Consider the following 25,493-nt stretch of genomic DNA (forward strand, 5'->3'; position numbering starts at 1 on the left):
TAATCGCTGCGGCGAGGGGGCAACGTATATTTTCACTCACTTTATCAGGGCGAACCTGATATCGTTGGGTCGCAAAGCACAATTGTATTCGTGCACTAACATGGAATGTCGGAGAGTTTAGGACATGCGAAACAACCAGCCAGTAACACAACAAATATTTTCATTTCCTGCTGACTATCGGCTTATTTCCTCGACAGATGAACGCGGTGTCATTACTCACTGTAACGACCAGTTTGTCGAAGTGAGTGGTTTTGAGCGTGATGAGATTATTAACAAAAATCATAACCTGGTACGTCATCCAGATATGCCTGAGGCGGTGTTCCGCGAAATGTGGCATACGCTGCAAGCAGGCAATATATGGATGGGCCTGGTCAAAAACCGCCGTAAGAATGGTGACCACTATTGGGTTTCCGCGTTTGTTACCCCGGTATTCGAGCGCCACAATATCGTAGGCTATGAATCGGTCCGGATACCTGCCAGTCAGGAAGAAATAAGCCGTGCTGAGATTGTTTACGCCCGTCTGCGTGCCGGTAAACCGGCCTTGTCGTTGGCCCGCAGAGTAGGCGATTATGCCCGCCAGAGTGCACCTTTTTGGGTAACCGGCGCGGCGGGAGCGAGTATTTCGTTGTTGATGGGGGCGCCCTGGACCGCGCTAAGTATAGCCGTGTCAGCAGGGGTAATGGCGGTGTGGTCGCTACGCCAGCAGCAACAAAGTTGGCACCACCTACTTCAGGTTAGTCCCACCAGTTATAGTGACGCCACTGTGGCTCAGACCTATTTTACCGAAGTAGGTGTACAGGCGCGGGCAAAGCTGGCCTTTAGTTGCGAGGTGGCCCGTTCACGTACCGCACTAACCCGTATCAGTGATGCAGCTGGGAAACTGGATAGTATTGCTGACACCACTCATCAGCAAGCTGATATCACCAGTAGTATTGTTACCCAACAGAATATGGCAACTCAGCAAATTGCTTCGGCCGTCACCCAGATGTCCCAAGCCATTCAGGAAGTGGCCCAGCGGGTGGAAATGAATGCCAGCAGTGCGAAATCAGCTTCGGTGAATGTGGCGCAGGGTAACAACCGCGCCGACGAAGCGTTGCAATCGATTCGCGAGCTAAAAGAGGCGGTCGCGTCAATTTCTCAAACGGTTCAGGAGTTGGCTCAGTCGACAGCTGATATTGGGGAAGCCGCAAGTATAATCTCTTCTATCGCCGAGCAAACCAATTTGCTGGCCTTAAACGCCGCGATAGAAGCTGCCCGAGCGGGGGAGCAGGGACGCGGGTTTGCGGTAGTGGCAGATGAAGTACGCTCTCTGGCCTCTAAGACACGAGAATCCACAGATAAAATTCATCATATCATTCAGATTTTGGCAGAGCGGTCAGAACGGGCGGTACGGGTCTCCAGTGAGGGTCTGGACGCTGCCACCCGTGGCACCCAGATTGTAGAAGAAACCCGGCGTACACTCTCCGACATTAACCAGGCGGTAAGTGGCATAGCCGATCAAACCGTGGAAATGTCCTCGTCAGTAGAAGAACAAAGCAGTGTGGCAGAGCATATCAATCAGCAGATTGTTGAGATTGCCGACAGTGCGAAAGAAACCGAACGGGCGTCGAATGCATCGTTAGACGCTGCGCAGCAATTGCGGCGCACCGTAAATGAAGTGAATTCGGTAATTACCCGGTTTACCCACAAAGCCTGACAGGGCCCAAACGGGTGAAAACCTGTGCAACCGCCCCGCCCCCAAAATAGGGCGGGGCTTTTTATTGCGCTGCAGCCTCCCAGCTGTTTTCTTCTCGGCTTAAAGCCGGTTAGCGGAGAAAGTGAGGGGGCCGGGAAGCGCAACTTAGCTGCTGCCCAGTTGCTCATAACAAACCAGGTGAACACAGTGGAAAGCTGTGGATAGCGCCGCAGCCTCCCGACTGTTTTCTTCTCGGCTTAAAGCCGGTTAGCGGAGAAAGGGAGGGGGCCGGGAAGCGCAACTTAGCTGCTGCCCAGTTGCTCATACCAAACCAGGTGAACACAGTGGAAAGCTGTGGATAGCGCCGCAGCCTCCCGACTGTTTTCTTCTCGGCTTAAAGCCGGTTAGCGGGGAAAGTGAGGGGGCCGGGACGCACAACTTAGCTGCTGTCCAGTCGCTCATACCAAACCAGGTGAACACAGTGGATAGCGCCGCAGCCTCCCAGCTGTTTCAGCCTCGGGCTAAAGTAAAGTCGTTTAGCGCCTGGTGTAGGTCGCGTAGAATAAGTGCTTTTATTGCATGGTTTTTCTATTTAGCGACGCAGGGTAATCCGCGCTATATGAGGGACGGCAACATACCTTTTTTCCGTCCCGCCCAGCCCACATTAACGGGGGCTGGTTGGTGCTTATCAATAGCGAGCGAAGACCGTGACATAAGCTACGTAACCCGACACAATGTTACCAATATTGTTAACGATTGCTTAGGCCCGCATGTAAGGCCTGCCGATAGGCAGCCACGGCTGGAATACAGCTGCATAACCAGGTGGCTAGTAGCACCAGAGCCACAATTACTCCGGTATGAAGCGTAAGTACGCTACCACTGAGGAACAGCCCGAAATTTTCGCTTAAGCTGGAGGCAAATACACTAAATAAAACGCCATCCAGGGTGACTGCAATACCGCATGCAAGTGCACTAACTAACAATGCTTCAAATTGGATTAACCATAGCAGGGTTAACGGCCCTGCGCCCATGGCCCGCAATACTGCAATCTCATGACGCCGCTCTCGCATACTAGCGAGCAACATAGTGACTAAACCTATTAGTGAGGCCACTAATATTAATCCGGAAACGCCTAATAATAGCTTCTCAAGATTACCCATCAGGCTCCATAGCTGCGACAGCGCCATACCAGGCAAAATAGCTAACATGGGAACTTCGCTACGCTGGTTTATTTGATACTGAACCTGCAAAGCTGCAGCCCGACTGGTTAATCCTACCAACGCCGCGGTAACGGATTCCGGTCGCGCAGGAGGGGGCGCAGCGTGTGATGTCGAGGCAGAAGTCACACGTTTGGGATGAGGCGCATTGCCAGTCGCTGTAGTCGCCTTATCAAGATGGTCAGCATTCTGTTCATGTTCATGTTCATGCTCATGCTCATGCTTGTGCTCATGCCCATGTTCTGTGTCTTGCGCGGTGGGGGGGCTGTTTACTATTGGCTTTTTAAGCGAGGGCGTTGAGGCCGGTTGATGAACTGCTTCAATACCTTGCAAGGTAACATGTACGGCTTTATCTACCGGCGTACCGGTAGGAGCAAGAATACCGGAAACGGTGAATGGGTGACCATCGTGTTGATGAAAGCTCACATTTCCCAGGCCGTGGGAGATAACAATATTATCGCCAGGCTGATAGCCCAATTCGCGGGCGGCTTCTGCGCCGACTACCGCAGAATAGGCGGTGGTGAACTGTCCACCTTGAGCGAAGCTCAAAGGTTGTTGCGCCGCATATTGATAATGCTCAAAATAGCGATTGTCCGTGCCGACCACCCGAAAGCCTTTGTGGCTATCACCTAACGCTATGGGAATCACCCATTTTACCAAAGGCTGCGCAGCCAGCTTTTCTACTTGTTCCCATTTAATGCTCTGGGTAGCATTGCCAATACGAAACACCGAGTACAGCAGTAAGTTTAGCTGACCTGTTGGCGCGCCAACAATAAGGTCAACTCCGGATACCGTCCGGGTAAAACTCTGTTTAATTTGCCCACGAATAAACTCCACACCTACCAGTAAACTGACACTGATAACGATGGATAACACGGTAAGCATTACAGAAGTACGGCGGTGTTTTAAACTTTCAAGTGCAATGGTATTTAGCATACTGTTTGCACCGACTGCGCGGTTAATTCTGCCATAGATTGCTGGCGCGTAAAGTACGTTGCTAAGCCTGCATCGTGGCTTACAAAAACCACCGCACTGCTATCTGCAACTTCCAGCAAAAGGCGCATAAAGGCATCTCTTGCGTTGGCATCTAAAGCAGAAGTTGGCTCATCTACAATCAGCAGTTCGGGGGCATTAATCAACGCCCGCGCTATAGCTACCCTTTGCTGCTGACCCACGCTTAACGATCCCGCTTGCCGAGACAATACATTGGCGGGTAGCTCGAGCTTATGCAATAACTCAGTAGCCCTGCGTTGAGTTTGTTGGTTAAGCGTACCGGCAAAATACGCCGCGGTAGCAATATTTTGTTTAACTGATAAGTAATCAATCAGATTGAATTGCTGAAATACCACGCCAATATGGCGGGCGCGAAAGCCGTCTTTGTGCCTTGCCGCTAACGCTGAAAACTCCTTACCCAGCAAACGGATACTGCCACTATCTGGTACCAGGGTTCCGGTCAGCAAATTCAGTAATGTACTTTTCCCTGATCCAGAGGCCCCTTGCACAAAGACATGTTCGCCTTTGTTCACGTGCCAATCGGCTATTGTTAGCGCCGGGGTGCTTGCCCCCGGATAACAAAAGGAAATATTTGTTAATTCAATGGCCCGCGAACACGCAAGGTTTTTGCTGCCAGATAAAGAGATAGCCAGAACAACCACCGACTGTTTACCAATATTATGGCTATTTATAACAAGTCTAGGTAAATAATAGCAATGGCGCCGGCCTGTTATACCGGCAAGCCATAGTATTTAATTGCTGGCCTGCAGCTTTACTACTTCCGCAGAGCTATCCTCAAGTACATTTTCCAGCGAGCCGCCTTTAAGTAGTTTGCTCACCGCATCTTTATTTTTAGCTAAAATAATAGACAGCTCTTCTAATTTATCCTCTTCCAGCTTGACCCCCATAGCACTTAAATAGCCTGCCAGATTATCCGCTGCATCGAGCATTTTATCGTACTGATCGGCGGCTTTTTTATCTGTGGTCACTAGTTTCTCCACTTCTTTATGAGTTACTACATACTGAACGGTGATGGCCATGATTTACTCCACATTTGTAAGTTGACATTCATTGCGCTACACAAAATACTGTATATACAAACAGTATAAATTGCAACCGGTGAAGTGGTGTTATGTTAAAAGTTATTCCAGTCTATGCGCAGGCAGGTATTAATGGATTTGAGTCGCCCGCGGCAGAGTACCGGGAGCTCGCCCTGAACCTGGATGAGTTGCTTATTGAGCATCCCACTGCGACTTTTATCGGTCGAGCCAAGGGCGATTCTATGACCGGCGTAGGGATTTTCGATGGGGATTTACTTATTGTCGATCGGGCAGCATTACCAGGCACCCTGGATGTAGTGGTAGCCAACCTTAATGGTAGTTTTGTCTGTAAATTATATAACCGGGAACGGCAGCAATTACTATCCCCGGGCACAGGTCAACGTGCCTATCAGCTGCATCAGGGAGATGTGTTTGAAGTGGAGGGGATTGTGGTAAGGTCAGTCCGTTTACACCGCTTTGCCCGGCAGCTGTCGCAATGTTTGCGCTGATTGATGCAAACAGTTTCTATGCTTCGGCGGAACAGGTCTTCGACCCTGCGGTCCGGCGCCGCCCACTAGTGGTATTAACGAATAACGATGGCTGTATTTGTGCGCTAAGTGACGAAGCAAAGCAACTGGGCATAAAAAAATTTGGACCTTATTACCAGTCTGAACAAATTCTGCGTCGGCATAACGCCACTATCCGTTCGTCCAACTATGCCCTGTATGACGATCTGTCTAACAAAATGATGCGGGTAATTGGTCGGTTTGGCCCCCGTCAGCATGTTTATTCTATCGATGAATGCTTTTTAGATTTACGCCGATGGCAGCCTACGATGAGTTGGGAAAGGTATGCAAATGCGATTCGAGATACCGTGTTTACCGAGCTACGTTTGCCGGTGAGTATCGGTATAGGCGCTACGCCCACGCTCGCGAAAGCCGCAAGCTTTGCGGCCAAACAACTCGGTAGCAAGTGCGGGATATCGGTACTCAGAGATGCGACAGCTACTGAAGCGGTTTTAAAGCAGCTGGAAGTACAGCAGGTGTGGGGTATAGGTAAACGGCTGGCAGCCCGTTTAAACGCTATGCACATACATAGTGCCTGGGCGCTAAGCCAGGCGAGTGCCCGGCAATTACGGCAGTATTTTTCTGTCGAGGTCGAGCGTACGGTAAGAGAACTTAACGGCGTAGTTTGCCTGGACTGGGATACACTGCCGTTAAATAAACAACAACTTTTCTCCACCCGAGCGTTTGGCGCGCCGGTCACCAGCTTATCAGCGCTTCGACAAGCGTTAGCCTGGCACGGCGAACGGATAGCGTTAAAGTTGCGACAACAAAATTGTGGCGTTAAAACATTGACCGCCTTCGCTCATGCTAACCCGTTTGCGAAGCACGACCCTTTTCACCGCTCCACATTACATACATTTGAGGAGCCCACCAGTGACACGCGTGATATTGTAGGCACATTAACCCAGTTGGCGCCAAAATTGTTCGAAAGCGGTGTGTTATTACATAAGTGCGGGGCCGGCGCGATAGATATTATCGACAGTAAAGTATTGCAAAAAGACCTTTTTGCGCACTCAACCCGCACGCCGGCGCTAATGGCTTGCATGGATGCCATTAACCGTAAATTTGGCACAAATACCCTGGGCATGGCAGCCAAGGGTCAGCACGCACCATGGCATATGAAACGGCAGTTTTTGTCACCACAATACACCACCAATTGGCGTCATATACCAATAATTAACTGTGAGTAGCATTTTATGATGGGGATTAACTTTAGCGAAGTCGATGGTGTGATCTTTGATTTGGACGGCACGCTTGTAGCCTCGAGTCTCGATTTTCGGGCAATTAAAACGCATCTGCAGTGTCCACTAGAACAAGATATTCTTATCCATATTGATAGCCTTACCGATCCGCACCAGCAACAATTGGCCCATCAGTATATTCTGGATCAGGAACTGGCCGATGCCCAACAAGCTCGCTGGCTTAGCCGGGGGCAACAGCTGGTAGCAGAGGCCACCCAACATAATCTGCCCATGGCGATTGTTACGCGAAACAGTATCGCTGCAACCCAGCTTAAAATAAGCAATAACCAAATACCTATTTCGTTGGTAATTACACGTGAAGACGCTCCCCCAAAGCCAGATCCTACGGCTTTATTAAGCGTAGCCAACCAATGGCAGATACCCGCTTCACGCTGTCTTTATGTAGGTGATTTTATTTATGACCAACAGGCCGCTCAAAGAGCGGGTATGCAATTTCTGATGGTGTAAGCATATCTGGGGGCCCTTTTGGGGGTCTAAAAGGATCTATTTCTTGTAAGTTTTTACCGTAAGATAACGTTGTCCCTCCACTAATCATTTTAATTTCATCCTCTGTTAACTCTTTTATAGGTTTTATACTAAAGTTCATTGGTTTCTCCTTCATAACTGAAATATTCTTACACTATGGCCGCAAAGAAATCGATAGTTAGCTTGTCGTATAATTTTATAAGTAGCTATCAATTTGGAGACATGGAGCGTCATATTGGGTAAATTTTTTATTTCAGTCCTAATTTTAATATTGTTTAGTATTTCCTTATGTGTTCGGGCAAAAGTTACAATGCCTCTGCAAAGTTCCAAAACTTTCGGGGAATTTAATACAGGCGTTATATCTAGCGTTCATGTTAACGAGCAAGGAGTGTGGTTGGGGAGTGAGAATGGTTTCTTCGGGAAGATTGGACACGAGCTAATAAAGATTGATAAGTCTAATTCAATATTAGAAAGCAGCTATATATCTAATGTTATTCAATACTCTGAAGAACTCGTCGCATTTGTAGCGTATGGGGACGGCGTCTATTTGTATAACCCCTTTTCCAAATTTCTTAAGAAAATGGAGATTGACGATAAAATTGTTGGCAGTGATATTTGGAATCTTTCTGTTTCTGAGAGAATAATTATTATCCAGCTATCCTCATCTGTTTTTGTTTATGATAGAAGTACCCCAGAAAATTCCTATTTTTTGTCCAACTTCACTAATCAAGATAACTCTAATATAGCTAACGTATTGTATACAGAAGAGAAAAATACAATTTGGTGGCTGGATCAGAAGAAGGGCTTGTACTCACTAGACCATAATAGCAAAGATGTCACTTCTTATATGCCAAAGCCACTACTGGATAAGGTCGAAGAATTTACCAGTTTTATTTTAGTTGAGGATATTGCCTACATAGCCTCGGATAAGGGTGTTCACATACTGAACATACATAGTGGTGACTATAAACATATTACAGAACGTGAAAAGGTAAAAAACTCCGCATCTGATATCTATCCTGCTAGAAAAGTTTTTTTAACTCCCGATAATGAAATCTTGGTGGCAGCAGAACGCCTCTATAAAGTTGATACAGAGAAGGGGAAATTGGTGGCGCCCCCTATCTTTAGTCCAGTTTTTTCCTCAGGTATTATAGAAATTGTACTAGACCTTAAATTTGATACCCATGGAAATATGTACGGGAGTGATTCGCAAAGAGGTTTATTTACTCTCGCGAGTAACTCAGACGCCACTAGTTTTATAAATATAAATAGAAGCTTAGATAAATCGGTGGTATTTGATGTTCACTTTCTAAATGAAGATTTCTTCTTATATACATCACCTTCTCAGGTTTCATTTCACTCTATCAGTGAAAATAAAACTATAGACATACAGGTCGATTCTAATGGAACATTATTTTTTTTAGAGAGTACACCAGGCGAAGTTAAGCTAGTTGATGAAAATTCTAAAGTTTTCGTAATTGATACGAATAACAATACCGTTTTGAAATCTTACCCGTTACTCAAGTTTGGATCGGACAATGTGCGTGTTATAGATACCTCTATTAGCACAGAAGGAAGTTATGTAACTCTGGTAACTTCTCAAGGTAGGTACATTTTGTATTTTAACAATAATTATTATGCGAAATTAGCCATATCGTCAAAAGCTGGAGCATTATCCAGATACGCTAAATCAGGCACCTTTTTAGGAGACTACGGGAATGGGGTGTTTTCTATTAGGTATGGTAATTCGCGCTTTAAAGTAACTAAAAAGGCAAATAGTTTTGTTTGGGGTAGTGCGTGTATCTACGAAGATAGTGCGTCACGGCTATGGCTTTGCGAGTCCGGCGAAGGTCTAAAATATGTGGATGCCAAGGGTAAACAAAATGAAGTGAGCTTTTTCAAAAGTGCCTATATTCGAGGTATTAGTGAAATCAGAGAGGGCAAATTTATTGTAGCGACTAACGAGGGGCTATACTTTCTCGATATTAATGCAAAGTATACCGTAGAGTTGGGTAATAATTTTGGTATAAGTGACGTAGATTTCGAATACGATTCTGTTCATAGTTCGAAAGGCCATACCATCGTCATAGGAGATAATTTTAGCTACTTGTTAAATCATGACAAGTTGCTAACCAATGTAAAAAAATGGCAAGCACAGCGGCATATAGTTCATATACTCGGCATCCAAAGTTTCTCATCTGTCTCGGAAAAGTTCGAAAACATCCCGATTAGTAAAAATTCGCCCCGGTTAGCCTCTGTTGAAATTGCGCATGGCCATGTAATGACCGAAGTTAATCTCGCAATTTCGAACCTAATAGACTATCCCTATTTGCGTATAGAATATCGAATGACAGAACTATCTACAACTTGGCGAGTATTAGAATCTTCAAGCTCTAATCTTATTTTCTCATCCTTGGCTCATGGGAATTATCTTTTCGAGACAAGAGTAAAATCCGACGCCAGCTCTCAGCCTGTTACCAGCCTGAAAATAAAGGTGTTGCCCCCTTGGTGGTTAAGCCCGGCAGCTTACGCCTTCTATACTCTGGTGGTCGGTGTCTTGGCGGGTTACCTCATTATATGGGCCTACCGCCAGTACTCTAAACAGGGCCAGGCCTTAAAGGGGCAGGTAAAGGAAAAGCAAACGGCACTAGAGTCTACTAATGTGTATATTCGGGCCATGCTGGAACGCAAGCAACAGCTATTTGTGAACGTCTCCCACGAATTACAAACCCCGCTAACCCTCATCACTGGTCCCATTCAACAGATTATCGCTAACCCTGACGATGCGGATAATTCCCGCCGGCTTCAGACAATTAATACTAATGCGCAACGTTTGCATGCCCTGGTAAACCAGATACTCGAAATAGAGCGGTTAGAAACCCTTAAAGATCGGCCTCGACAAGCGTATCAGCTTGCCTCATTTCTCCCTTCTTTTATAGCCAACCTGGCATCTTTGGCTGAGCTTCACGAGCAGTCATTAGTTAGTCGGATTCGCGCGAAGGGTACAATTAACCTGGTGAGCGATTCACTGGAGAAGATTTTGTTCAACCTGGTATCAAACGCTGTGAAATACTCACCGCCCGGCGCCGCGATTGAAGTGGATATTCGTTGTCGCGACTTACAGTTGGTTATTGTAGTAACCGATAGCGGTCCAGGTATGACCGAACAAGAAGCGGCATTGATATTTGAACGTTTTTCGCGGTTACCAGATGCAGAAACTACGCACGGCTGGGGAATTGGACTGGCGTTAGTTAAAGAGTTAGTCAATGCCAATACTGGGTGGATCGGCATCGATACCGCACCAGGTAAAGGCGCCCGCTTTAGTGTGTATTTACCCTTGTTGGTGCTGGACGAAAAAGCAGGTTTACGCGTAACGCCCCCCGACCCGATAGACACGCCGCCCAGCGTGTTACAACAAGCAAATGATACCCAACAGCCGGTGGTATTAGTTGTGGATGACAATGAACCCTTACGCGACTATCTCACCGATATCCTGACAACGGAGTATTGTTGTCTGGAAGCGGGGGACGCGAAAAGTGCACTGGACCTGATGCATACGATTCAGCCGGCCTTGGTCATTTGTGATTATCGGATGCCTGAAACCAGTGGGGTGGAATTACGTCGACAAATGTTGCAGTCTCCTACGCTGGGTGCCATTCCATTTATATTAATGGCTGCGGTAAATGATGATGTTCCGCCCACACTAAGCCGTGATGCAAATATTGACATGCTAGTCGCCAAACCCCTTAATATTACTCAGTTACAGCATGCGCTAAGCAGCTTGCTCAGCCTGCAACAGCGATATCAATCTCATCCGGCAACGCCCGTGCTGCCCAGCGCACCATTTTCAGTGCCTAATTTTGCCAATGCCCGGGAGCAGGCTTTTTACACACGCTTTTTAACATTACTGGCAGACCATTTTCAAGATGAAGACTTTGGCCGCGCCCTGGCCTCATCAAAGATGGCAATAAGTGAGAGACAACTATCGCGAAAACTCAATACGCTATTCGGTTTGAATTTTACTGATGTACTGCGGACGTATCGCTTGCACCAGGCCAAAACGATGTTGCAACAGGGAAGGCAGGTTACGCAAGTCGCCTATGATGTAGGCTTTGGTACCCCATCTTATTTTAGCAGTTGTTTTAAAGCCGAAATTAACGAAACGCCACGCCAGTATCAAGAACGTCATCAGCAGGTATACGCTGGGTCGGTTTAATCCTGCCTTCTTCAGTGCAATAGCGTTGGCCAGCGAATAGGGCCTGGTTGTATCACACGCTAGGGGCAGCGAAGCTAACCCTGTTCGTCGAGCAAATTACCGCTACGCTCTGTGGCGGTGCGCGTAGCTTTGAGCCGCTGTGCTTTGGCCTCCACCTCACGCTGCAATACCTGTTGTACTTTGTCTAACTGAGAGAACAGGGTAGGGGAAGGCATATGGCCTTTATCCCGACATTCTCGCAAAATCATCAACTGAATAAACAGTGCTTCTTCACGCAGCATACTTATGACTGCTTCAACAGGTTCGGTTTGGTGAATAGCCGATAAGGCTGCGGCATCCTGGCGGTGGCTTTCTTCCAACGCCGGTTGCCATTGGACCGAAGCAGAGTTGCTGCTAGGGTCAGTATGCCTGGTAACGCCTGAAACCGGGGCCACGGTGGCGGAAGAAAGGGCAGAGGAGTGGGCGTCTTCGGTGGTAGGTGCAGTAGCGTTAAACTCAGCATATGGCTTGCCGCGGCGCTGCTGCAATCTCTTTTTCAGGGCGGTAGCGAATGCTGCGGCCGTATAGCTCCCGGTATTCGTTGATTCAGCATCGATAGCGTGCGGCGGTGCTGTCTGATACGGCTGTCTAGTCACAGAACGCGCTGAATATGTAGCCTGCATGAGACGTGTCGCAAGCGTTGGGAGCTGGTTTAAAGTCATCATCAGTTCACAGTGGCCTAAGCGCACTATGCCTCAAGGTTCGTTGGTAAAAGCTATGCTTTTGCGGCATTTCAACTTGCACATAGCGTTATTTAAGCTATTGCATAGTCAGTGCCATACCTGAATAAAACATAAACGGGGTCAAACTATTCAGTAATTGCTTTTAGTGGCGGTGGGTTAGTCAAAAGTGATAGGCTAAATAAAACATCTGCATAACATTCACGCTGGGGACAATTGGCGGGTTTATATGCAAAGTGTGTAATGTTTACCTACCGCTACAGGTATCGGGCAAGCTTACATTTCACGCCCCAAAAGGAACTTCGAATGAAACGAATAGCATTAGCAATGACCCTGTTATCCGGGGTTGCCGCCTCGGTTCAGGCAGCATCCGAACAATCTGTTATCTACACCGATACCGCAGTGGTAGTAGACGGCGTAGCAAATGATGCCATCTGGAAAAAAGCGCAATGGCATGCATTGGATCACGATATGGTTGGCGCTGTCCCTGAAGCAAGTGACTTTACCGGGCGTTATAAGCTGGCGTGGGACGAGGCCCAGTTGTACTTACTGGTAGAGATTACCGATGATGTGCTTATCGATACGCATCCCAACCCCAAGGAAGCGTATTGGGATGATGATTGTCTGGAAATCTTTTTGGATGAAGATGCCTCAGGCGGCGACCATCTGCATAGTTACAACGCCTTTGCCTACCATATTGCGTTAGACGGCAATGTGGCTGATTTCGGTAATGGTAAAGACAATAATAGTGTTGTATTGCTAAACGATCACCTCGACAGTGCTTGGCAGCGCCAACCGCAAAAGCCGCATAATGTAATATGGGAAGTGGCGGTACGTATTTACCCCGACACCTATAATACGGCGAGCCCTGGTGAACCGGTCGCATTAAGCGCAGATAAGATCATGGGCTTTATGCTGGCCTATTGCGATAATGACGGAAGCGAAACCCGCGAACATTTTATGGGCTCCCACGATATAAAACCCGTTAACGGCGACAAGAATCGCGGATACATCGATGCGTCGGTATTTGGCAAATTAAAATTGGTTAAATAAATACCAGCTGCGTCAGCGCACACTGGCGACAGGCCAGTGTGCGCTCAATCATACGGCGGGAGTATAGCGGATCAAGCTCGGCTTACCCTGCTTCAGCGCGATGACTCTAAAATGCCCGGCGGGCAGAGAGATATCACTCCCCCCAGAGTTTACCAACGCCTTCTCAAGCATAGCTGAAAGCGTAGTGTCGTCTAGCGGCTCTACGGCAATATCATAGAATTGCTTGAGCATGCTTAGTGTTACTTCGCCTTCAAAGGTGGCAGATACCTTGTCTGGTTTTTTGCTTCCCGGACCTTTATTGCTAGAAAAAAGCATATCAACATAGCCACGTAAATCGGGTTGTAAGGTTACAAAAACATAATCGCCAGCGGTAAGTACCGGCTTGGTGTGAGGCGACAACACCTTATTGTTTCTTACCAGCATCGCCACGTCTACGCCCCTGGGCAGGGGTAATGTGGATAGCCGCTGGCCCACCACTTTACATGTTTCACCCAGCTTTATCTCTATCAGATCCGCATCAACATCGCCTAACGAAGGGATCTCAAGTTTTTTAGCTGTACTGGGCACAGGGGGCTCTATCAGGCCCAGTTTGCGGGCTACCCAAGGTAACGAAGAGCCTTGTAATGTTGCTGAAATCAGCACCACGAAGAACACTACATTAAATACCAGCCCGGCCTCGTCAATACCGTAGAGCAGCGGGAAAATTGCCAGAATGATTGGCACAGATCCGCGTAAGCCAACCCAGGAAACCATGGCAATTTCGCGCTTTTTAAAGCGGGTCAGCGCTAATACCGGCACCACCGCCAAAGGGCGGGCAACAAAAACCAGGATAATGGCAATCATCAAGCCCTCGCCCCATACGTCTAGTAACGAGGGTGGGTTAACTAATAATCCCAGCATAACAAACATAGCAATTTGACTTAACCAAGCCAGCCCATCTAAAAACAAAAACGTGGCGTGCTGGTACACAAAGCGGCTATTGCCAATAATGACCCCGGCTATAAATGTGGCTAAAAATCCACTTCCTCCGAGGGACGCGGCTACCCCAAATGCCATGGCGCCGCACACTGCCACTAACACCGGATACAAACCAGCAGCGATAAGTTTCAGGCGGTTGATTAACTTAACAGCCAGCCACCCGATAGAAAGTCCCGCCACCGCGCCAATACCCATTTGTTTAATAAACAGTACCAGCATTCCCCAGCCAGGCTCCATTTGTTGGGTAATCAGGCCTAACAACCCGACGGTCAAAAATATTGCCATGGGGTCGTTCGATGCGCTTTCTATTTCCAGGGTCGACTTTAAGCGTGGATTAATATTAATGCCGGCACTTCGCAATATAGAAAATACCGCGGCTGCATCGGTAGAGCCTACGATGGCGCCCAGTAGCAAGCCAACTAAAGGCGGAATACCCAGTATAGTGGCTGCCGCCAACCCGGTAATGCCAGCAGTTATCGCAACCCCCAGGGTGGCTAACAGCGACGCAGGTTTCCATACCAACTTAATCGCACTTAGAGAGGTTTGTAGTCCGCCATCAAATAGGATGACAGCGAGCGCCAGGGTGCCAAGAGCGTGGGCGGCATGGGCGTCGTCAAACGCGATACCGCCGATGCCGGCTTCACCGGCCAGCATCCCCACCAGTAAAAACAGGACCAGCATGGGCAAGCCCAAGCGGGGCGACAGTTTGCTCGACAATATGCCGATAAACAGCAACAAGGCAGCAATTAAAATCTCGTAATCTACAGCAAACATATTCGCTTTCCTGTCTGAACAGCCAGTTCATACCTGAACTACTACTAAAAGATCAGGCCGCCCGTTGGCAGCCCCCTAAGGTATATCCGCCAGCATCTCCTTCATCTGCGCTGCGCTGGGGCGTAATTGTGCTAAACCTTTTTGCTGTCGGCGGTCGGCAAGAAAATAAAACAAAGACACCGCAACAAATAAGGTTGAACTGGTTCCTACCACTATGCCGAAAATCATCGGCCAGGCAAAGCTTGCCACTGTTTGTCCTCCCGCCAGTGCCATGGGTAATAACGCAATTAACGTGGTAACGGAGGTCATGATAGTGCGGCCTAGCGTGGCACTAATGCTGCTATTAATAACCTTGGGTAAAGACCACTGCGGCTGGTGACGTAAGGTCTCGCGGATCCGGTCAAACACCACTACCTTATCATTAATCGAATATCCAATGAGAGCCAGTAGGGCAGCGACAGCCGTTAAGTTAAATTCCAGGCCGGTGAGCGCAAAAAAGCCAATTGTTTTGGTTATATCCAAGGCGATGGTAGCGGTGGCGGCTAGCGCAAAATGGCTTTCAAAACGTAGCCATAAGTAGCCCACAACCCCCATTCCTGCCAACAACACTGCTAAAATAGAGACATCGGTAAAGCCGCTGCTAACCTTGGGCCCAACCATGTCTACGCGGACAATACTGGCATCACTATCAGTCCCCGCCAGACTTTGCCTTAACACACTGAGTGCCTCCGGCTTGTCAACCGAGCTGGTCGCCTGGGGCGCCACAGGCAATTTGACCAGATACTCGCCAGCTTGTTCAAACTCCTGAATGGTTGCCTGGTTTAATCCATGCTCACTTAAAGTATTGCGTAGGGTGTCTACACTTAATGTCGCAGAGTGCACCTCTACCAGGGTTCCGCCGGTAAAATCAACCCCATAATTTAGCCCCGGCGATACAAATAAGGCCACTGAACCCAATGACAGAATCAATGATGCTGTCAGGCCGATTACCCGGCCTTTAATGTAATTGGTAGACGATTGGCCAATACGCTGCATCAGTTGCTGCATCGCCAAATTGAGTTTGGCCCGCGGTGTCCGGCGTATTTGCCACTCCATCAATCCGCGGGTTAGCGTGACAGCGGTAAACATTGAAGTCAGCAGGCCGATGCCAATGGTCACAGCAAAGCCTTTGACCGGGCCGCTGCCAAACATAAACAACAGACTGACTGCTATTAGTGTGGTGAAATTAGCATCCAGTATAGTGGTCCAGGCGCTGGTAAAACCATTTTTAATCGCCACCGCTGCGCCGGCGCCTCGCATTGTTTGCTCGCGGATACGCTCATTAATGAGAATATTGGCATCTACCGCCATCCCCAGCGTTAGAATAATGCCGGCGAAGCCCGGCAGCGTAAGCGTGGCACCAAACAAACTTAACAGCCCGAGTAACAGCAGCATGTTCACTACCAGGCTAATGCCCGCCGTCACCCCCCAGCGCCGATACAGCGCTACCATTGTTATTAAAACCAGCACCGCCCCCGCCAGGCTTGAGGCGATTCCCAGCTTAATGGCGTCACTTCCTACATCGGGGCCCACCGTGCGCTCTTCAATTACCTGTAAAGGCACCGGTAGGGCGCCAGCGCGTAACATCAATGCCAGGTTTGTGGCTTCTTTAACCCTTGAGTTCAATTGGTGAGTGCAACGCTATCCTTATTAAAGGAGGAATGTTGCCATGAAACAAAGAAAACGTATCTATTACTCACCAGAACAGAAAGCACTTATTTGGGACAGGTATAAGCGAGGTGATTCGCTGCATGATATCGCTAGAATGTTTGACCGCTTTCACTCTTCTATTATGCCAACCATTTATCAAACTGGTGGGTATCGGCCACCAGAACGAAAAAGACATCTACAGTCTCTTTCGCTTGATGAAAGAGAAGAAATATCACGATGCTTAGTCGGTAAACAATCCATTCGAGAAATTGCCAGACGTTTGTCTAGAGCGCCATCTACAATTAGCCGTGAAGTAAAAAGAAATGGTGGGCTGAAGCACTACCGTGCCGTAAGAGCTGAACAACGAGCATGGGACGAAGCATTGAGACCTAAGCCATGTAAGTTAATTGACTCTCCAGATTTATGTAAGCTGATAGCCGTTAAGCTTAAAAGGGCATGGTCACCACAACAAATTGCAGGTTGGTTAAAGCGACAATACCCCAATAATCAGGAAATGTACGTGTCTCACGAAACCATCTATAAAACACTCTTCATTCAGACGCGAAGCGCTCTAAAGAAAGAACTGCAAAAGTGTTTGCGGTCAAAAAGAGTGGTTCGCAAGTCGCGTCAATCTTCACTGAAAAGGTTAGGTCTAGGAAAAATTCCTGACGCCGTTTCTATTAGTGAGCGACCTGCATCAGTTGAAGATAGAGCGATACCTGGTCACTGGGAAGGCGACCTTATATGTGGTTCTAACAACAGTTACATAGCGACACTAGTAGAGAGGCACTCTCGATTCGTAATGCTGGCAAAAGTGGATGATAGTAAAACGTCGACCGTGATTGCTGCACTTATTAAGCACGCTCAAAAGCTACCTAAGGAACTATATAAATCTCTAACTTGGGACAGGGGGAGAGAAATTAAAGACCACAAACAGTTCACTCTAGCCACTGATATAAAAGTCTATCTTTGTGATCCTTACTCACCGTGGCAACGTGGTTCCAATGAAAACACCAATCGATTACTACGGCAGTATTTTCCAAAAAGTACCGACTTATCAGTACACAGCCAACAAAAACTTAGCAGCGTAGCGAGACAACTTAACGAAAGACCAAGAAAAACGTTAGACTATGAAACACCAGCACAGAAATTTAACCGATGTGTTGCGCCCATCGATTGAACTCAAGCCGTAAAATTGCCGGTAATCTGGCCGCTTCCTGCAGTGATCGCGCTTTGTATCACCGGGGCGGTGATAATCTGGTTATCCAGCACAATTGCCAGCCTGTCCCCGATATGTTTACTGGTCATCTGCCCGAACTGGCGTGCGCCCGTATTATCGAGTGAGAAACTCACTACGGGCACGGTGGTTTGCGGGTCGAAGGCCAGTCGGGCATCAGTAATATGTTCGCCAGCCAAAGCCGGGTTGGGAGTGAGGGATAACACGCCCTGACCATCACTTTGCGGAAGCTGGATAGAGGTCGTAGTAGCGTTAGACACCCAATAAAAGTCCATCTTAGCGGTGGTGCCCAACAGATTACGAATGTGGGTGGGGTCACTGACCCCTGGCATTTGCACCAGGATACCATCGCCCTGCCGGGTAACTGTAGGCTCAGTTAAACCCGTTTCGTTCAGGCGCCGCCTGACAACTTCAAGGGCTTGCTCAAGCGCATTATCAAGCAATAGCTTTTGGCCTGCAGGCAAGAGCGTAAAGTTGATAGTCAGCTGGTCCTGGGATGATTGGAAAATTGTGTGGTTATCGGGGCCGCTGAGCATCGGATAAGCTAGCTTAATCACTTGTTCTGCATCGGCTTGTGATGTTACGCGTAGACTAAGCTGGGTTTCACTTTGCGTAAGTCCGGTGTAGCGAAGATGGTTGTCCCGCAGCGTGTTTTGCAGGCCCTGACTCAGGTTGGTAACGGCTTTGCGGTAAACGGTAGAAGCATCAGCGTCGAACAGCAAATGCGAGCCGCCCTGTAAATCCAGCCCCAGCGCTAACTGTTGGCCGGTGTACCAGCCGGGAAGGTGGCGCTGTGCACTAAGGGGCAGTAAATTAGGCATAGCCGCAGCCAAACCCAGTAAAATAACCAGCGCATAAATAATGCCCCGGCAAGAAAATCTAACCATGAGAGTGTCCTGTTTGTGTTATAGCAAAAGTGTGCGCATACGCGCGGATAGAGCGCTACAACAAAACAGGCGGGGCCCGGCTGTGATACCAGTGGGAGTAGTGAGAGTGATAAGCCGTAAGCTGATACGGCAGCGCCGGCGTGGCGGCGGGGGGAGACGCCAATAACCAAGTACAGACCGCTACTGCTAGATAGGGCAGGTCATCATCAAGCAAGTCCTGAGGGCTCGCCTTAACCATTGCCACCGCAGGCCCGGCACGGCCCACCGACATAGTGATAGTGTCATTAAATGACTCGTAGGCTGGTACTGCGCTGGTGGCTGCGGCTGGTGCACTGCTAACCATTGCCAGTACGCAAGCGCACAGCAGCCACAGCGTGGCGGCATAGCGAGAGACAAAGGTAGGGTTAGCAGCTAATGACATGAGTAATATGCACAGTACCGAATAGCATCATTATGGTGCTGAACCGTACAATACCAAGGTACGGTATTGCACAAAGCGACAAATAGGCTTATTTGCCGCATGTTTGTCTGCGTACCAGAGCTTATTCTGCGCCACCGATAATTTGCACCTGAGCTAAATCAGTATCTCCTTTGAGCGCTTTGGCAATGGCATCCTGCACCAGGGTCCGCATACCATCCTGCATAGCCTGGGCCTTCATTTGCGCCACGCTGCCTTCTTTATATACCAGTGAACGTAGTTCAGGTGTCATCCCCAATAATTCGTGAACCCCGGTACGGCCGCGATAACCCGTATCGCCACACTCTTCACAGCCTTTGCCACGATACAGCGTCACCGGCGTGGCTAAATTAAGCTCCTGCAGATAAGCCTCGCCGTATTGCCGGCGAATAAAGCCGATATCATCCTCGCTGGCCGGGTAGCTTTCCTTACATTTGGGGCACAATGTGCGAATAAGTCGTTGGGCGAGGATGCCAACACAGGCATCAGAAAAGTTGACCGGGTCGAGGCCTAAATCCAGTAACCGGGTTATCGTTTCCGGCGCGGAGTTAGTGTGCAGCGTAGATAACACCAAATGGCCGGTTAGCGAAGCTTCTATCCCGGCGTGGGCGGTTTCTTTGTCACGCATCTCACCAATCAGGATAATATCCGGGTCAGCGCGCAAGAAGGCGCGAAGTGCATTGGCAAAGGTAAAGCCGATTTTTGGGCTAACCTGCACCTGCTGCAAACCCGCCTGGGTAATTTCCACCGGGTCTTCGGCTGTCCATATTTTCTTTTCCGGGGTATTCAGATAGCCCAGAATCGCATGCAGCGTAGTGGTTTTACCTGAACCGGTGGGGCCTACCACCAATAGGATGCCGTGGGGTTTTTTGATCATGCTTTGCAGCCGCTGCATATTGGCGTCAGCTAAATTCATCTTGCCTATGGGCATCGCACCACCGGCAGCCAGAATCCGCATTACCACGCCTTCACCGGCGACAGTGGGGATACTGGCCACCCGCACTTCTACTAGCTGCCCGCTCATTTTAAACGCCAGCTTGCCGTCCTGTGGCACGCGTTTTTCTGCAATGTTCAGGTTAGCCATGATCTTAATACGGGCGATAACCGCACTATGGTGCGAATTGGGCACCTGGCTCATATCACGACACACCCCGTCAATACGCATACGTACGCGGGTAGGGCCGTTTTTTTCAGGGTCGATATGAATATCCGAGGCATTTAGCCGTTTCGCATCATGCAATATGCGGCTTACTAAACGCACCACCGCCGGCGCATCATCGGACAGCTCGTCGATGTGTTCATCATGGTCTTCTGCCGATGTGCCTATTTCATCCAGAATTTCGCTCATTTCGCCCGGCGTTGACCCGCCACCGCCTTCGCCCAAATATTGCAGAACATGATTGGGCAGGCCTACCGCAATATCATACACATCAATACCCATGGCGCTCTCAATCTCCATGAGCAGTGCAGCATTGTTAGGCTCAGCCATTAAAACGATAGGGTTGTCACGGACATCTGCGATAACCGCAACAAAATTACGCTTTAAGTAGGAAAGGTTAAGCTTACTGTCGGTCTGATATAAATGGTATTTGTCTGGTTGATAGGTAAAAAACGGCACCTGATAGTGGGTGGATAGAGAATTACCGATTTGCGCTTCGGTAAGCCGGTATTCACTCATTAACCGCTGAACCGCCTGCCGGTGGTCCTGTGAGGTTTTTAAGATTTCACTTAAGGCCTTATCATTAATCAGGCCTTGGTGTAACAAGGAATCAAACGGGTTAGCCGTACCACCCAGTTCATAACGAAACTTATTACCGAGAATTTCGGCCACCTGTTGGGCCAGTTTCAGGTCGGCACCATCAAAACTGCCGGTTTTTTTGTTAATAATTTGCATGACACCAAGCAAAACACCGGCGTTAAGAATAGGTATGCACAGAATATTTTCAGTTTTAAAGGCACTGGTTTTGTCGAACTTATCGGCAAATCGCAAGCGTGGGTGAATACTTTGCAACTCGTCGGTATTGTAGGGATCTGCAATAACGGCGGGTAATTGCGCAAGCGCGACGTATCCGGCAATAGAAAGCGGACTGATAGGAACTTTAATTTCAGTGGTCTCTTTACCAGTTTTAAACCGGGCGACCAAGTCCTGATGCTGTCGTCGGCGCTGAAAGATACTCATACGCGAAGCGCTGAATAAGCCTAGCAGGATGGTTTCAAGTTCGGAGTAGGCAGCCAGTAAACTGGAATGACTGCTTAAAATGACGTTTATTTTATCGAGTGTTTGTTGATGAGCGTTGGTGGTAAGCATTCTTCACTTCTTATTCTTGTATTCCCTGAACCGACTTTCTCCCCCGGCCAAAGTAAAACTGTGCATAGTGGGGCCGGGCGCCTACACGCATACCGCGTTGTGCATTTATCCTACAGCCACGGTGCTAAAACAGTCTACCACTTTTATTGCCGCGCGCAGGTCCGTTGGAAGACTTTATCGCGACAGCCGATGTGAACGGCTAATTTAACGTACGCAAAATAGGGGTTCAACATTGCTACGGCAGGACGATAAATTCCCTTCCTTATATAGAGGTTAACGAAGGCGTTTGCGTTATTTGCTGCTCTGTACAAATAAACTGCAAAAGGGCTTGCAATCCCCATCCTCATGCGTATAATTCGCGCCCACTGCCTAGAGATAGGCATAATAAATTTTAGCCGCAACCACACTGCTTTTAGGGTGGATGCCGAAGTGATAGACAAGATCCAGCTGGATTCAAACCTGTTACCGGCGAGCTAGAAAAAAGAACAGGGTTCCGATTTGGAACCACCGGTTTACGCACATCTTTTCTTCCCACAAATAAAAAGGGAGAGAAAAGATGAATTTTTTTGTTCTTTCGATTGGAGCTTAATCGATGCCAAATCAAAGAATTCGTATTCGTTTGAAAGCGTTTGATCACAAGTTGATCGATCAGTCTACGGCTGAAATCGTTGAAACGGCGAAACGTACTGGTGCTCAGGTCAGCGGTCCAATTCCCCTGCCTACTCGCAAAGAACGCTATACGGTATTGACATCTCCTCACGTGAATAAAGACGCACGTGATCAATATGAGATTCGTACTCACAAGCGTTTGGTAGACATCATTGAACCAACTGATAAAACAGTTGACGCTTTGATGCGTTTGGACTTGGCTGCCGGCGTTGATGTTCAAATCAGCCTGGGCTAACAAGAGAGGGTTATAACAATGGCGATTGGTCTAGTCGGTCGTAAAGTGGGTATGACTCGCATCTTCACAGAAGATGGCACATCTATCCCTGTGACTGTTATTGAAGCGACCCCGAACCGTGTTACTCAGTTACGCACTGAAGAAACAGACGGTTATCGCGCTCTTCAGGTTACTGCTGGAACTAAGAAAGCGAACCGCGTCAACAAAGCTGCTGCAGGTCATTTTGCAAAAGCGGGTGTTGAAGCAGGTCGTTCTCTGGTGGAATTCCGCCTGGAAGACAACGAAGGTGGCGAGATTGAAGTAGGCAGTGAAATCACTGTTGAAATCTTTAACGACACCAAAAAGATTGATGTGACTGGCACATCTAAAGGTAAAGGTTTCGCGGGTGCAATTAAGCGTTGGAATTTCACCGCGCAACGTGCAACTCACGGTAACTCTTTGTCTCACCGTGCACCTGGTTCGATTGGTCAAAACCAATCACCTGGTAAAGTTTTCAAAGGTAAGAAAATGGCTGGTCAGCTTGGTAACAAGCAAGTGACTACCCAATCTTTGGAAGTTGTACGTGTAGACGTAGAAAACAACCTTATCCTGGTTAAAGGTGCCGTACCTGGCGCAACGGGCGGCGATGTTATCGTCAAGCCTGCTGTTAAAGCGTAACGTCTGGGGAGTGAACTGATGGAATTAACATTGAAAGACGCGCAAAGCGCTCTTGAAGTATCCGAAGCGACCTTTGGACGTGAATTCAACGAAGCCCTGGTACACCAGGTCGTTGTTGCTTATGGTGCTGGTGCTCGTCAGGGTACAAAAGCGCAAAAGACACGTGCTGAAGTTCGCGGTGGTGGTAAGAAGCCATGGCGTCAAAAAGGCACTGGCCGTGCCCGTGCTGGTACAATCCGCAGCCCAATTTGGGTTGGTGGTGGCCGTGCATTTGCTGCCAAGCCTCGTGATCACGAGCAAAAAGTTAACAAGAAAATGTACCGTGGTGCGATCAAAAGCATCCTATCTGAACTGATTCGTCAGGATCGTCTGATAGTGGTAGAAAAGTTCGGTGTTGATACACCTAAAACTAAAGCCCTTGTTGGCAAGCTAAACGAACTGGAACTGAATGATGTTCTAATTGTAACGTCAGAAGTAGAAGAAAATCTATTTTTGGCAGCACGTAACCTGTACAAGGTTGACGTTCGTGACGTAGCTGGTATCGACCCGGTAAGCCTGATTGCATTTGAAAAAGTGCTCATCACTGCTGATGCAGTGAAACAGCTTGAGGAGGCGTTAGCATGAACGAAGAACGTCTACTGAAGGTGCTGGTAGCACCTCACGTTTCGGAAAAATCGACTCTGGCTGCTGAAACAGGCAACACAGTTGTATTTAAGGTAGCGAAAGACGCGACTAAAGCGGAAGTTAAAGCAGCCGTTGAAAAGCTGTTTGAAGTTGAAGTTGAAGGTGTTCGCACTGTGAACGTTAAGGGTAAATCCAAGCGTCACGGTATGTCTTTCGGTAAACGCAGCGACTGGAAAAAAGCGTACGTATCGCTTAAAGAAGGTCAGGACATCGACTTTGTCGGTGGCGCTGAGTAAGAAGGGGATTAGAAATGCCATTAATGAAAGCTAAGCCAACTTCTGCCGGTCGTCGTCACGTAGTTCAGGTTGTTAACCATGATCTACATAAAGGCGCGCCTTACGCACCTTTGCTGGAAAAGAACAGCAAATCTGGCGGTCGTAACAACAATGGTCGTATTACAGTACGTCACGTTGGTGGTGGTCATAAGCATCACTACCGCCTGATTGACTTTAAACGCAACAAAGACGGTATCGTCGGTAAAGTTGAGCGTTTAGAATATGATCCAAACCGTTCTGCTAACATTGCATTAGTATTGTATGCAGACGGTGAGCGTCGTTACATCCTGGCACCTAAAGGTATTAAATCTGGCGACGAGATTCAGTCTGGTACCCAGTCACCTATTAAAGCTGGTAACACATTGCCAATGCGCAATATTCCAGTAGGTTCGGTTGTACACGCTATCGAAATGAAGCCTGGTAAGGGTGCACAAATTGCACGTTCTGCTGGCGCTTACGCTCAGATCCTGGCGCGTGACGGAAACTACGTTACATTACGTCTGCGTTCTGGCGAAATGCGTAAAGTATTATCTGATTGCCGCGCCACCATTGGTGAAGTGGGCAATGCAGAGCATATGCTACGTTCACTGGGTAAAGCAGGCGCAAGCCGCTGGCGTGGTGTTCGTCCTACCGTTCGTGGTGTTGCCATGAACCCGGTTGATCACCCACACGGTGGTGGTGAAGGACGTACATCGGGTGGCCGTCACCCAGTTTCACCTTGGGGTACTCCTACTAAAGGTAAGAAGACCCGAAGCAACAAGCGTACTGATAAACTTATCGTACGTCGTCGTAACAAATAAAGCGAGGATTCACCATGCCACGTTCTCTCAAGAAAGGTCCATTTATCGACCTTCACTTGCTGAAGAAGGTAGAGGCTGCAGTGGAAAAGAACGAGCGTAAACCAATTAAAACTTGGTCACGCCGTTCTATGATCATCCCAGATATGATTGGGTTGACCATTGCGGTCCATAACGGTCGCCAGCACGTTCCAGTCATCATCAGCGATGAAATGGTCGGCCATAAGTTGGGCGAATTTGCGCCAACGCGTACTTACCGCGGCCATGTCGCGGATAAGAAAAGCAAACGTTAAGGGGTAGGAAGATGGAAGCATTAGCTAAACACCGTTTTGCCCGCACGTCTGCTCAAAAAGCACGCTTGGTTGCGGATCAGGTTCGCGGGATGCACGTCGAAAAAGCACTAGAGCTTTTAGCGTACAGCCCTAAGAAAAGCGCTGCGCTTGTCAAGAAAGTACTGGAGTCTGCTATTGCTAACGCAGAGCACAACGACGGTGCTGACATTGATGAACTGCGCGTTGCAAAGATTTTTGTTGACGAAGGTCCAACAATGAAACGTATCAAGCCACGTGCCAAAGGCCGTGCTGACCGTATCTTTAAACGCAGCAGTCACATCACTGTGGTTGTAGCGGATAACTAGGAG

Annotated in this window: 23 protein-coding genes; 14 read left to right on the plus strand and 9 right to left on the minus strand. The window is 48.3% G+C overall.

Annotation, left to right across the window (positions count from 1 at the left end):
• Nucleotides 1–124 precede the first annotated feature (124 nt).
• A complete protein-coding gene (locus D0Y50_RS01280) occupies nt 125–1,696 on the plus strand; it encodes a methyl-accepting chemotaxis protein (protein WP_117315129.1) in 1,572 nt (523 codons plus the stop codon).
• Nucleotides 1,697–2,424: 728 nt separating this feature from the next.
• On the opposite strand, the gene D0Y50_RS01285 is transcribed toward D0Y50_RS01280, so the two are convergent.
• From D0Y50_RS01285 to D0Y50_RS01295, 3 genes are all read right to left on the minus strand, one after another.
• Nucleotides 2,425–3,828: an ABC transporter permease gene (locus tag D0Y50_RS01285; RefSeq protein WP_117315132.1), complete on the minus strand. Its 1,404-nt coding sequence runs from the start codon at nt 3,826–3,828 to the stop codon at nt 2,425–2,427.
• Nucleotides 3,822–4,418: an ATP-binding cassette domain-containing protein gene (locus D0Y50_RS01290; RefSeq protein ID WP_332308370.1), complete on the minus strand. Its 597-nt coding sequence runs from the start codon at nt 4,416–4,418 to the stop codon at nt 3,822–3,824. The genes D0Y50_RS01285 and D0Y50_RS01290 overlap by 7 nt, the downstream gene beginning before the upstream one ends.
• Before the next feature lie 219 nt (nt 4,419–4,637).
• Nucleotides 4,638–4,925 carry a YebG family protein gene (locus D0Y50_RS01295; protein ID WP_108565759.1) on the minus strand — a complete coding sequence of 96 codons (288 nt, stop codon included), beginning with the start codon at nt 4,923–4,925 and terminating at the stop codon, nt 4,638–4,640.
• 92 nt (nt 4,926–5,017) lie between these two features.
• Here D0Y50_RS01295 and D0Y50_RS01300 point away from each other — a divergent pair, with 92 nt between their 5' ends.
• The 4 genes from D0Y50_RS01300 (at nt 5,018) to D0Y50_RS01315 (ending at nt 11,434) form a co-directional block, all read left to right on the plus strand.
• Entirely contained in the window at nt 5,018–5,434 is a 417-nt protein-coding gene (locus D0Y50_RS01300; protein WP_108565758.1) for a S24 family peptidase, read from the plus strand.
• On the plus strand, nt 5,422–6,681 hold the full coding sequence (locus D0Y50_RS01305; protein ID WP_117315134.1) for a Y-family DNA polymerase: 1,260 nt from the start codon (nt 5,422–5,424) through the stop codon (nt 6,679–6,681). Before D0Y50_RS01300 ends, D0Y50_RS01305 begins: the two co-directional genes overlap by 13 nt.
• A gap of 6 nt (nt 6,682–6,687) precedes the next feature.
• Nucleotides 6,688–7,200: an HAD family hydrolase gene (locus D0Y50_RS01310; RefSeq protein ID WP_332308371.1), complete on the plus strand. Its 513-nt coding sequence runs from the start codon at nt 6,688–6,690 to the stop codon at nt 7,198–7,200.
• A gap of 328 nt (nt 7,201–7,528) precedes the next feature.
• A complete protein-coding gene (locus D0Y50_RS01315; protein WP_147318218.1) occupies nt 7,529–11,434 on the plus strand; it encodes an ATP-binding protein in 3,906 nt (1,301 codons plus the stop codon).
• Between the two features lie 74 nt (nt 11,435–11,508).
• Here the strand turns inward: D0Y50_RS01315 and D0Y50_RS01320 are convergent, their stop codons facing one another.
• Nucleotides 11,509–12,069 (minus strand): hypothetical protein, encoded by a 561-nt coding sequence (locus D0Y50_RS01320; protein WP_147318219.1) that lies wholly within the window; start codon nt 12,067–12,069, stop codon nt 11,509–11,511.
• 390 nt (nt 12,070–12,459) lie between these two features.
• Here D0Y50_RS01320 and D0Y50_RS01325 point away from each other — a divergent pair, with 390 nt between their 5' ends.
• A complete protein-coding gene (locus tag D0Y50_RS01325) occupies nt 12,460–13,206 on the plus strand; it encodes a sugar-binding protein (RefSeq protein ID WP_117315140.1) in 747 nt (248 codons plus the stop codon).
• A 48-nt stretch (nt 13,207–13,254) separates the two neighbouring features.
• On the opposite strand, the gene D0Y50_RS01330 is transcribed toward D0Y50_RS01325, so the two are convergent.
• Both D0Y50_RS01330 and secF read right to left on the minus strand, forming a co-directional pair.
• Nucleotides 13,255–14,958 (minus strand): potassium/proton antiporter, encoded by a 1,704-nt coding sequence (locus D0Y50_RS01330; RefSeq protein WP_117315142.1) that lies wholly within the window; start codon nt 14,956–14,958, stop codon nt 13,255–13,257.
• 75 nt (nt 14,959–15,033) lie between these two features.
• Nucleotides 15,034–16,623 carry a protein translocase subunit SecF gene (gene secF, locus D0Y50_RS01335; RefSeq protein WP_232366383.1) on the minus strand — a complete coding sequence of 530 codons (1,590 nt, stop codon included), beginning with the start codon at nt 16,621–16,623 and terminating at the stop codon, nt 15,034–15,036.
• A 43-nt stretch (nt 16,624–16,666) separates the two neighbouring features.
• On the opposite strand from secF, the gene D0Y50_RS01340 reads away from it, so the two are divergent.
• Nucleotides 16,667–17,827 carry an IS30 family transposase gene (locus tag D0Y50_RS01340; protein WP_117315147.1) on the plus strand — a complete coding sequence of 387 codons (1,161 nt, stop codon included), beginning with the start codon at nt 16,667–16,669 and terminating at the stop codon, nt 17,825–17,827.
• Nucleotides 17,828–17,829: 2 nt separating this feature from the next.
• Here D0Y50_RS01340 and D0Y50_RS01345 read toward each other — a convergent pair whose 3' ends face one another.
• The 3 genes from D0Y50_RS01345 to D0Y50_RS01355 form a co-directional block, all read right to left on the minus strand.
• A complete protein-coding gene (locus D0Y50_RS01345) occupies nt 17,830–18,771 on the minus strand; it encodes a SecDF P1 head subdomain-containing protein (RefSeq protein WP_117315149.1) in 942 nt (313 codons plus the stop codon).
• 55 nt (nt 18,772–18,826) lie between these two features.
• A complete protein-coding gene (locus D0Y50_RS01350; protein ID WP_117315151.1) occupies nt 18,827–19,192 on the minus strand; it encodes a hypothetical protein in 366 nt (121 codons plus the stop codon).
• Nucleotides 19,193–19,313: 121 nt separating this feature from the next.
• Nucleotides 19,314–21,536, minus strand: a complete 2,223-nt coding sequence (locus D0Y50_RS01355) for an ATPase, T2SS/T4P/T4SS family (RefSeq protein WP_108565749.1) — start codon at nt 21,534–21,536, stop codon at nt 19,314–19,316.
• Between the two features lie 592 nt (nt 21,537–22,128).
• Here D0Y50_RS01355 and rpsJ point away from each other — a divergent pair.
• From rpsJ to rplV, 7 genes are read left to right on the plus strand one after another with little or no spacing between them, the layout of a single operon-like run.
• The gene (gene rpsJ, locus D0Y50_RS01360; RefSeq protein ID WP_006012796.1) at nt 22,129–22,440 is read left to right on the plus strand and encodes a 30S ribosomal protein S10; all 312 of its coding nucleotides are present in this window, start codon (nt 22,129–22,131) and stop codon (nt 22,438–22,440) included.
• 18 nt (nt 22,441–22,458) lie between these two features.
• A complete protein-coding gene (gene rplC, locus D0Y50_RS01365) occupies nt 22,459–23,097 on the plus strand; it encodes a 50S ribosomal protein L3 (RefSeq protein ID WP_108565747.1) in 639 nt (212 codons plus the stop codon).
• Between the two features lie 18 nt (nt 23,098–23,115).
• Nucleotides 23,116–23,721 carry a 50S ribosomal protein L4 gene (gene rplD / locus D0Y50_RS01370; RefSeq protein ID WP_108565746.1) on the plus strand — a complete coding sequence of 202 codons (606 nt, stop codon included), beginning with the start codon at nt 23,116–23,118 and terminating at the stop codon, nt 23,719–23,721.
• Nucleotides 23,718–24,017: a 50S ribosomal protein L23 gene (gene rplW, locus D0Y50_RS01375; RefSeq protein WP_108565745.1), complete on the plus strand. Its 300-nt coding sequence runs from the start codon at nt 23,718–23,720 to the stop codon at nt 24,015–24,017. The genes rplD and rplW overlap by 4 nt, the downstream gene beginning before the upstream one ends.
• Before the next feature lie 14 nt (nt 24,018–24,031).
• Nucleotides 24,032–24,856, plus strand: a complete 825-nt coding sequence (rplB, locus tag D0Y50_RS01380) for a 50S ribosomal protein L2 (protein ID WP_108565744.1) — start codon at nt 24,032–24,034, stop codon at nt 24,854–24,856.
• 14 nt (nt 24,857–24,870) lie between these two features.
• Nucleotides 24,871–25,146: a 30S ribosomal protein S19 gene (gene rpsS, locus D0Y50_RS01385; RefSeq protein WP_013785731.1), complete on the plus strand. Its 276-nt coding sequence runs from the start codon at nt 24,871–24,873 to the stop codon at nt 25,144–25,146.
• Nucleotides 25,147–25,157: 11 nt separating this feature from the next.
• A complete protein-coding gene (rplV, locus tag D0Y50_RS01390) occupies nt 25,158–25,490 on the plus strand; it encodes a 50S ribosomal protein L22 (protein ID WP_108565743.1) in 333 nt (110 codons plus the stop codon).
• The last annotated feature ends 3 nt before the right edge of the window (nt 25,491–25,493 follow it).

The sequence above is a fragment of the Salinimonas sediminis genome, assembly GCF_003429285.1.
Classification (GTDB): Bacteria; Pseudomonadota; Gammaproteobacteria; order Enterobacterales; family Alteromonadaceae; genus Alteromonas; species Alteromonas indica.

What these genes read in the sequence shown, in the direction of transcription:
- D0Y50_RS01280 (WP_117315129.1), top strand. Translation starts at nt 125, where the DNA reads ATGCGAAACAACCAGCCAGTAACACAACAAATATTTTCATTTCCTGCT.
- D0Y50_RS01285 (WP_117315132.1), bottom strand. Translation starts at nt 3,828, where the DNA reads ATGCTAAATACCATTGCACTTGAAAGTTTAAAACACCGCCGTACTTCT.
- D0Y50_RS01295 (WP_108565759.1), bottom strand. Translation starts at nt 4,925, where the DNA reads ATGGCCATCACCGTTCAGTATGTAGTAACTCATAAAGAAGTGGAGAAA.
- D0Y50_RS01300 (WP_108565758.1), top strand. Translation starts at nt 5,018, where the DNA reads ATGTTAAAAGTTATTCCAGTCTATGCGCAGGCAGGTATTAATGGATTT.
- D0Y50_RS01305 (WP_117315134.1), top strand. Translation starts at nt 5,422, where the DNA reads ATGTTTGCGCTGATTGATGCAAACAGTTTCTATGCTTCGGCGGAACAG.
- D0Y50_RS01310 (WP_332308371.1), top strand. Translation starts at nt 6,688, where the DNA reads ATGATGGGGATTAACTTTAGCGAAGTCGATGGTGTGATCTTTGATTTG.
- D0Y50_RS01315 (WP_147318218.1), top strand. Translation starts at nt 7,529, where the DNA reads ATGCCTCTGCAAAGTTCCAAAACTTTCGGGGAATTTAATACAGGCGTT.
- D0Y50_RS01325 (WP_117315140.1), top strand. Translation starts at nt 12,460, where the DNA reads ATGAAACGAATAGCATTAGCAATGACCCTGTTATCCGGGGTTGCCGCC.
- D0Y50_RS01330 (WP_117315142.1), bottom strand. Translation starts at nt 14,958, where the DNA reads ATGTTTGCTGTAGATTACGAGATTTTAATTGCTGCCTTGTTGCTGTTT.
- D0Y50_RS01340 (WP_117315147.1), top strand. Translation starts at nt 16,667, where the DNA reads ATGAAACAAAGAAAACGTATCTATTACTCACCAGAACAGAAAGCACTT.
- D0Y50_RS01345 (WP_117315149.1), bottom strand. Translation starts at nt 18,771, where the DNA reads ATGGTTAGATTTTCTTGCCGGGGCATTATTTATGCGCTGGTTATTTTA.
- D0Y50_RS01350 (WP_117315151.1), bottom strand. Translation starts at nt 19,192, where the DNA reads ATGTCATTAGCTGCTAACCCTACCTTTGTCTCTCGCTATGCCGCCACG.
- D0Y50_RS01355 (WP_108565749.1), bottom strand. Translation starts at nt 21,536, where the DNA reads ATGCTTACCACCAACGCTCATCAACAAACACTCGATAAAATAAACGTC.
- rpsJ (WP_006012796.1), top strand. Translation starts at nt 22,129, where the DNA reads ATGCCAAATCAAAGAATTCGTATTCGTTTGAAAGCGTTTGATCACAAG.
- rplC (WP_108565747.1), top strand. Translation starts at nt 22,459, where the DNA reads ATGGCGATTGGTCTAGTCGGTCGTAAAGTGGGTATGACTCGCATCTTC.
- rplD (WP_108565746.1), top strand. Translation starts at nt 23,116, where the DNA reads ATGGAATTAACATTGAAAGACGCGCAAAGCGCTCTTGAAGTATCCGAA.
- rplW (WP_108565745.1), top strand. Translation starts at nt 23,718, where the DNA reads ATGAACGAAGAACGTCTACTGAAGGTGCTGGTAGCACCTCACGTTTCG.
- rplB (WP_108565744.1), top strand. Translation starts at nt 24,032, where the DNA reads ATGCCATTAATGAAAGCTAAGCCAACTTCTGCCGGTCGTCGTCACGTA.
- rpsS (WP_013785731.1), top strand. Translation starts at nt 24,871, where the DNA reads ATGCCACGTTCTCTCAAGAAAGGTCCATTTATCGACCTTCACTTGCTG.
- rplV (WP_108565743.1), top strand. Translation starts at nt 25,158, where the DNA reads ATGGAAGCATTAGCTAAACACCGTTTTGCCCGCACGTCTGCTCAAAAA.